Below are 6,969 nucleotides of genomic sequence, written 5' to 3'. Positions count from 1 at the left end.
ATGGCGCAAATATCGGGTATTACTCAATCGGGTGGATTGTGCTACTGCACCCGATATCGAGTGGCCTGAGCAGCCAAAGTGATGACAGGGGCACAATGCCCCTGATATCCAATTGATATCCCTGTCGGTCGGTCTATTTCTGTCCGCGTCCAGATGCCGGAAGATTCGGTGTGGAATGTGAGGCAGGGGGTTGTAGAGGTTGCAACTGATATTGATATTTAATGGTTAGCTTTTGGGGCACAGATGGGGCAAAAAATTACCGCAAAACAACTTAAAACCACTTAAGGTATAAGTTATCTTGCGGTAATGCATTGCCTTAATTCTGATTACTGCTTACTTCAACATGAATTTTACTCCATATGGTTCGAGGTGGGGGTTATTTTAAACAGACCAGAATAGTTATTTTGTTTTTTGATATAAATTAGTTGATCTAAAAGGGACTTTGCTGCTAATAAACTGAAAAGTGCTATGAAGAAGAACAAAAAGGTTACTCTTGATGGCACTTTTTCAAAGATTACCTATTCCATACTTGATTTAATTTATTATTTGCCGCTGCGACGTATCTTGAGATCCATTGGGTATAGAATATTAATTCTAGCGGCATTAGAACGCTAGCGCTGAAATTGCTATAAATATCGGATTTTTCTCTCGTTTTTCTGACTTTAAATAGTAAAGAAAAACTGATAACTTGTTTGTTCAATAGTCATAACAAGGCAATAGTCAAAACAAGGAAAGAAAAATGGCAAGTTATTTGATTCGCGTGGAACTTTATGGCACAGGTTCTGACGGTTATGAAAAACTACATAAAAGGATGACGGCGAATCAATTCAGTCAATCTATCCGTTTTCCTAACGGGAAATGGCATCACCTGCCTAGTGGGACTTATATCGGAAATTCGACGATGGAATCGATTGAGTTGGCGGAAAAAATCAAATCTATGGCTACGCCATTTTCAAACAGAGATCCTTCGATATTCGTCTGTACCTACAGTAACTGGAGTGCATCGTTATATCCCGAAAAACAGCGTACTGAATCCGGTTCAGGTGAGTGATTTATTGAGACACTGAGAGAAACCTCGCTTTGTGGGGTTTTTTATTGCCATAGCTTGTATATTGAATCGAAAAAAACAATCCTAAATGAAATCATTTATTACCTATATTACCTAAACATTGTCTTATGATTACAATACATTGGCTAATTTTATACCTGTTGTAATAAAGATTAGAATGGAACTTATGCTGTATACCCAATATATATGAACTACTGTTTGTAGTTTCTCTATGTCAGACAGTTAAGGCCACTACCGTGCAGCTATGGACGTTTGTTTGATAATGAGGGAAAGCAAAATGAATAACAGATGGATAAGCTATGTAACGTTTGTAGGGGTTTGGATTACTGTAACATTAATGATTGGGATTATGTTGTCATAAGAATACGAGAGAAAATTAACCCTAAACCTCGCCTTGGCGGGGTTTTATTGTTTGAATTTGTTGGTATTCTTCGATTACCCAGTTGATACTGGGCAATCTGTCACATACTGTTTCCAAATATTGAAGATTATTCAACAATATTCGGACAAGCCTCACCGGAAATTAATTGCTGAATATTTTGCAAAGTCGTTTCACTGATACTGGTTAATGCCTCTTCGGTTAAGAATGCTTGATGACCAGTAAACAGGACATTATGGCAAGAAGACAAGCGGCGGAAGATATCATCTTGAATAACATCATTTGATTTGTCTTCAAAGAATAAATCTCTTTCGTTTTCATAAACATCCATGCCAAGCGCCCCAATTTTTTGTTGTTTCAGCGCATTAATGGCTGCAATGGAATCAATTAAAGCGCCTCGGCTGGTATTGATGATCATCACGCCATCTTTCATTTTGCTGAATGCTGTTTCATTCAATAAATGATAATTTTCTGGTGTCATGGGGCAATGCAGGGAGATCACATCAGATTCAGCATATAAGGTATCTAAGTCCACATATTCTACCTCCATACTCAAGGCTTCAGGATTGGGGTAGGGATCATGTGCCAGTAAACGCATACCGAAACCTTTCAGAATCCGTAAAGTTGCAAGACCGATTTTCCCCGTTCCGATGATGCCCGCAGTACGTTGATACATGTTGAAACCGGTTAATCCTTCAAGGGAAAAATTGGCATCGCGGGTGCGTTGGTAAGCACGGTGAATACGTCGGTTAAGGCATAACATTAACCCAACCGTGTGTTCGGCAACAGATTCAGGAGAATAGGCAGGTACTCGAACAATTTGAATGCCTAATTCTTTCGCTGCATCCAGATCAACATTGTTAAATCCGGCACAGCGTAGTGCCAAGACTTTGATGTTCATCTCTGCCAATTCTTGCAGCACTTCGCGTCCGCCATCATCATTGACAAAGATACAAACAGCATCCGCATCAACGGCATTTTTGGCGGTTTGTGGACTTAAGGGAAAATCAAAAAACTCGATATGATAGTCAAGACCAAGTTTTTGGTTGAGCATTTCAAAATGTTTACGGTCATACTGCTTTGTACTGTAAACAACTAATTTCATAACAACATCTCCACCATGCAGTAACTAAAAATCATTCGAGCCATTCATTTAATTCACTTTGCTGCATTGCCTGCAATAATGACGTCTTTTGAAGGTTCTAAGCGTTAATCTTTCGCTATACTCGAATAAATCGCCTGATAAGCTATTCATAGCAATAGCTTATATAATAAACCGGCTTAGAGCCTGATATGAGATTATCATAACAGGAAGTTGTTCTCAGGTTGATAAAGAAGGAATAAGGATTTAATGGCAAAAATACTCAAAGTGTTTGCAGTGGTGGTGATACTGCTGGCTTTATCGGTGTTGTCTGGATGGTATACACTTCCACGTTGGTTGCCATTGATTGCCAGTCATTGGTTACCACAGGGAGTCACTCTTTCTTTGAGTCAGCCTCGATGGACAAAGAATGCATTATGGTTAGATGAATTGTCATTAAAGGCAAAAGAGTGTGAGTGGATCAATGTCTCAGGGGTGTCTGTAGCGTATTTATTCAGGGAAATATCCAAGGAAAATAGTGAAGATCGCTACTGGAATATTCATGCTGCCAATATTGATAGTCAGAGTCAGTGTTTAGCGCAATTACCTGTTGGGGAAGAGCAATCAACACCATTATCTGTTCAAGAGATATTATCTGCGATACCTTCGATTAATCTTGCCGTTGATCGTCTGGCTCTCACGCCTTGGACGGAGTTTGCTGGCAAATTCCAATTCAGTTCATCACCTCAGGGGCAAATATTCTCTTATCAAGGCGAAAAATTAGAACTCAATGCACATATTACAGATAAACAAGATCTCGTTATTCAGCGTTTTTTTATCAAATTACCTGAACAGGTGATTTCTCTGAATGGCAATATTACATTGCCCTTGAATATTGCAACGCTGCCAGAGCAAGGCCAAATTATAACGCGCTTATCTCTGAGCCAATACCCAGAACCATTGCAACTGGCATTGAAGTGGCAGGGACAGAGTGGGCGGCTTACTGTTATTGAAGAAAAAAATAAGCAGATGTTGGCAGAATTACCCTGGTCATTCGACGAATCGCAGTTCCAGATAATTAATGGTAAATGGCAATGGTTCGAGACTAACCAAGTATTATCTGGTGGGGTGAATATTACGCTTGAACAATGGAAAAAAGGCTTGCCTGGTATGTTTGTCAGTGGGCGTATTAATCTGCTCACCCGAAATGATCAGGGTAAAGGCAATATTGTTCTTTCTGTAAAACCGACACTAATCAATATAGCTAACGCGCATATTCCATTTCAGTTAACTGGGCAAATGAATAGTGGTCAGATGGTTATGGCCATGTCATTACCTGCTGTTGTCACAGGGCCTTTAGTCGACCCCAAAATTACTTTTCGTTCAGGCGCTTTATTTAGGGCATGGGGAAAAGTCAGTGAAACATTTACTGTTAAAGAAGCCCGACTCCCTTTGGCGGGGACTTATTTAACTCGTAATGGCTTTACTGGCCGCCTTCAGGCCATTTTGACGGCACAAGACAGTTATTGGGGGAAATTTAAACTCCATATGGATGGTTCCGCAAAAGATTTTATACCCGATCAGGGAAATTGGAATTGGCGTTATTGGGGAGGTGGAAACTTACCTCCGTTGCAAGCCAAATGGGATATCGCGGGTAAAGGAAGTTGGAACCAATCACAGATAACGGTAGATGAATTAAATACCGGTTTTGATCTTATTCAGTATGGTCTCGTGAAGATGCAAGTACCGCGTTTAAAACTGACCAAACCGTTAATTTGGGAGCGTGCGGCAAATCGCCGCAACTTAACCGGAGATTTTCAGTTATCTGTTCAGAAAACAGAATTTCACTCTGGAAGCTTTCTTCCTTCTTTTGATTTTAATACCACGATTGCAGGCGAATCCCCGAATAATTTTATTCTGAATGGCAAGCTGTATTCCAAGGGCATTGGTCCCATTCCATTTTATGGCCGTTGGGATGGGGAACGATTGAGAGGAAAAGCTCATTGGCCGAGACAATCTTTATTAGCCTTTCAATCTTTGATTCCGCCAGATTTAGGTATTACCGTGCGTGGTGGAAATATTTATGCCCAAGCTGCTTTTTCGGCAGCAAAGGGGCAGGGATTGTATGCTGGTGGTCATTGGGTGGTAAAGAATGCAGGTATGTGGCTGAAAAATGGAGAAGTTGATGGCCTCAATTTTATTTTGCCCTGGCGTTTACAGAAGCACACATGGCAATTAGGACTGGTATCTCCCGCCCAATTGCGGATCAAAACAATTAAGGGATTGTTTGAGATGCAAAATGTGGCCGCCGATCTATTGGGCTACTATCCGCCAACTGGTAATCAGCCATTGAAGTTGACCAATGTGAATGTAGATATACTGGATGGTAAATTAGATATAGAGCGATTGCAGATCCCACAAAAAGAAGCCGCTGTATTACGGTTTAATAAACTGAATTTGAGTAAGTTAATTGGCGTATTAAAAGTTAAACAAATGGCGATGTCAGGGCGGATTAGTGGTGAATTACCTGTATTATTAAATGATAAACGTTGGATTATTCCGCGAGGATGGGCATCCAATGAAGGTTATCTGACACTGAGATTGGATAAGGATACAGTTGACTCTATAGGGAATAATGACTTATCAGCAGGTATGGCAATGGATTGGCTGCGTTATTTGGAGATCAGTCGTTTAAAAGCTTATGTTACCCTCGATAATTTAGGGATCTTGACACTGCATTCAGAAATTAGTGGAGTGAATCCCGTGGTAGATAAAAAACGTGAAGTCAGGCTGAATTATCATCATGAGGAGAATATTTTTCAGTTATGGCGTAGCCTACGTTTTGGCAGTAATCTGGAAGAATGGTTACAGAAAAATATATCTGTAATGAACGGGAGTAATAAATGACAATGAATTTTGGATGCAAGTTGCCGACACTCAAAATGAGTGTGATGTTGGTCAGTATGGCTTTACTCAATATGGCATTGGTGGGTTGTGTCAGACTGGAAGTAGCGACACCGGATAAGCCTATCAATATAAACATGAACGTAAAAATTGAGCATGAAATTCATATTAAGGTCGATAGGCAAATTGAAGATATGCTTAAAAATAACTCTAACTTATTCTAAGGGCTAGAATATGAAAAAAGTCGGAGTGATACTTTTGTTGAATTTGCTGTTCAGCTCTTTTGCTGTGGGCATGACGCTGAATGAAGCAAAACAACAAAGGCTGGTGGGGGAGACATTCAGTGGCTATTTGGCACCAGTAAAAAATACCCAAGATGCTCAATCAATGGTTAAAAAAATTAACGATGATCGTAAAAAGAAATATGCTGAGATCGCGGCTCAAAATAACATGACGACAGAGCAAGTCGCAAAAATAGCGGGAGAAAAATTGGTAAGCCGTGCTGTTTCAGGAGAATATGTACTCGGCATTAATGGTAACTGGGTGCAGAAATAAGCGCGTTATGTGGCGCGCTTATTTCTTTATTAAATAACATTTTTGTTAAAATGATCTTTATTAATCAACGACTTCTTCGAGCTGTCTTTGTGTTATTTTTTTTATGATCCCATTCATTACGTTATGGGCATCTTGATGTGCTTGATTGGCGGATTCTGTACCCATAGCCAGACCTTCAGCAAATACAAATTCCACATCTGTAATACCGATAAATCCAAGGAAAATACGTAAGTATGGTGTCATCACATCCGTTTGGCTGTCTTTGTGGATGCCACCACGGCTGGTTAAAATAATAGCACGTTTGCCTTTCAACAGCCCTTCAGGGCCTGTTTCAGTGTAACGGAAAGTCACACCGGCACGGGCAATCAGATCAAAATAGGCTTTTAGTTGAGTAGGGATAGTAAAGTTATACATTGGTGCGGTGATTACAATAACATCGTGTGCTTGTAATTCTGCAATCAGCTCATCTGACAGTGCCAATGCTGATTGTTGGCGCTCTGTCAATTCAGAACCGTTTGGGCGCAAGGCATTGACTAATTCTCCATCTAGTACTGGAACTGGTTTTTCAGCCAGATCGCGTATAGTGATATTGTTCTCTGAATGATCGGCTAACCACTTTTCAACAAAATAGTTGGCCAGTTGGCTGCTTTGGGAATATTGCGTCAGGATGCTGGATTTCAGAACCAGTACTTTACTCATTCTTTACTTCCTTATTTATTTACAATTCTAGCTATTTGCAACTCGATTGAGCTGAAATACTGATAACTTCATTGATAATATTGCTTATGCACCATATTTTATATAGAGAGTTGTTCAGTCAACAGCTCAATATTTTGAGATATTCATTCAAATTCATTGAAGCAATGCAGGAAGCACATCATCATTACAGGCAGATAACATCTTTTGGGTGCGATATTCTGAAACATTCACTATCCAGTACTGGAATCGGATTTACAGCCAATAAAGCGATAAATTGACGAA

The 6,969-nt window shown here is 40.0% G+C and carries 7 protein-coding genes; 5 read left to right on the top strand and 2 right to left on the bottom strand.

From position 1 onward, the window contains the following. Positions 1–82, top strand: an 82-nt coding sequence (locus PSI14_RS05400) for a tail fiber assembly protein (RefSeq protein ID WP_273574850.1), incomplete at its 5' end; no start/stop codon positions are given. A gap of 657 nt (positions 83–739) precedes the next feature. Next, a complete protein-coding gene (gene ghoS / locus PSI14_RS05395) occupies positions 740–1,051 on the top strand; it encodes a type V toxin-antitoxin system endoribonuclease antitoxin GhoS (protein WP_273554249.1) in 312 nt (103 codons plus the stop codon). Between the two features lie 506 nt (positions 1,052–1,557). Here ghoS and PSI14_RS05390 read toward each other — a convergent pair. Continuing rightward, on the bottom strand, positions 1,558–2,553 hold the full coding sequence (locus PSI14_RS05390) for a 2-hydroxyacid dehydrogenase (RefSeq protein WP_273574837.1): 996 nt from the start codon (positions 2,551–2,553) through the stop codon (positions 1,558–1,560). A gap of 246 nt (positions 2,554–2,799) precedes the next feature. On the opposite strand from PSI14_RS05390, the gene PSI14_RS05385 reads away from it, so the two are divergent. Genes PSI14_RS05385 through PSI14_RS05375 form a run of 3 tightly spaced genes read left to right on the top strand, consistent with a single transcriptional unit; the run spans position 2,800 to position 5,988 of the window. After that, positions 2,800–5,436, top strand: coding sequence for a YdbH family protein (locus PSI14_RS05385; RefSeq protein WP_273574835.1), 2,637 nt, complete (start codon positions 2,800–2,802; stop codon positions 5,434–5,436). 35 nt (positions 5,437–5,471) lie between these two features. Beyond that, a complete protein-coding gene (locus tag PSI14_RS05380; protein ID WP_273574849.1) occupies positions 5,472–5,657 on the top strand; it encodes a YnbE family lipoprotein in 186 nt (61 codons plus the stop codon). A gap of 10 nt (positions 5,658–5,667) precedes the next feature. Further along, positions 5,668–5,988, top strand: coding sequence for a YdbL family probable chaperone protein (locus tag PSI14_RS05375; RefSeq protein WP_273574834.1), 321 nt, complete (start codon positions 5,668–5,670; stop codon positions 5,986–5,988). Positions 5,989–6,048: 60 nt separating this feature from the next. Here PSI14_RS05375 and PSI14_RS05370 read toward each other — a convergent pair whose 3' ends face one another. Continuing rightward, the gene (locus tag PSI14_RS05370) at positions 6,049–6,687 is read right to left on the bottom strand and encodes an FMN-dependent NADH-azoreductase (protein WP_273574833.1); all 639 of its coding nucleotides are present in this window, start codon (positions 6,685–6,687) and stop codon (positions 6,049–6,051) included. Between the last annotated feature and the right edge of the window lie 282 nt (positions 6,688–6,969).

Origin of the sequence: Xenorhabdus anantnagensis, assembly GCF_028598555.1 — a bacterium.
GTDB classification, from domain to species: Bacteria; Pseudomonadota; Gammaproteobacteria; order Enterobacterales; family Enterobacteriaceae; genus Xenorhabdus; species Xenorhabdus anantnagensis.
This window is presented reverse-complemented; position numbering and strand designations above follow the sequence as displayed.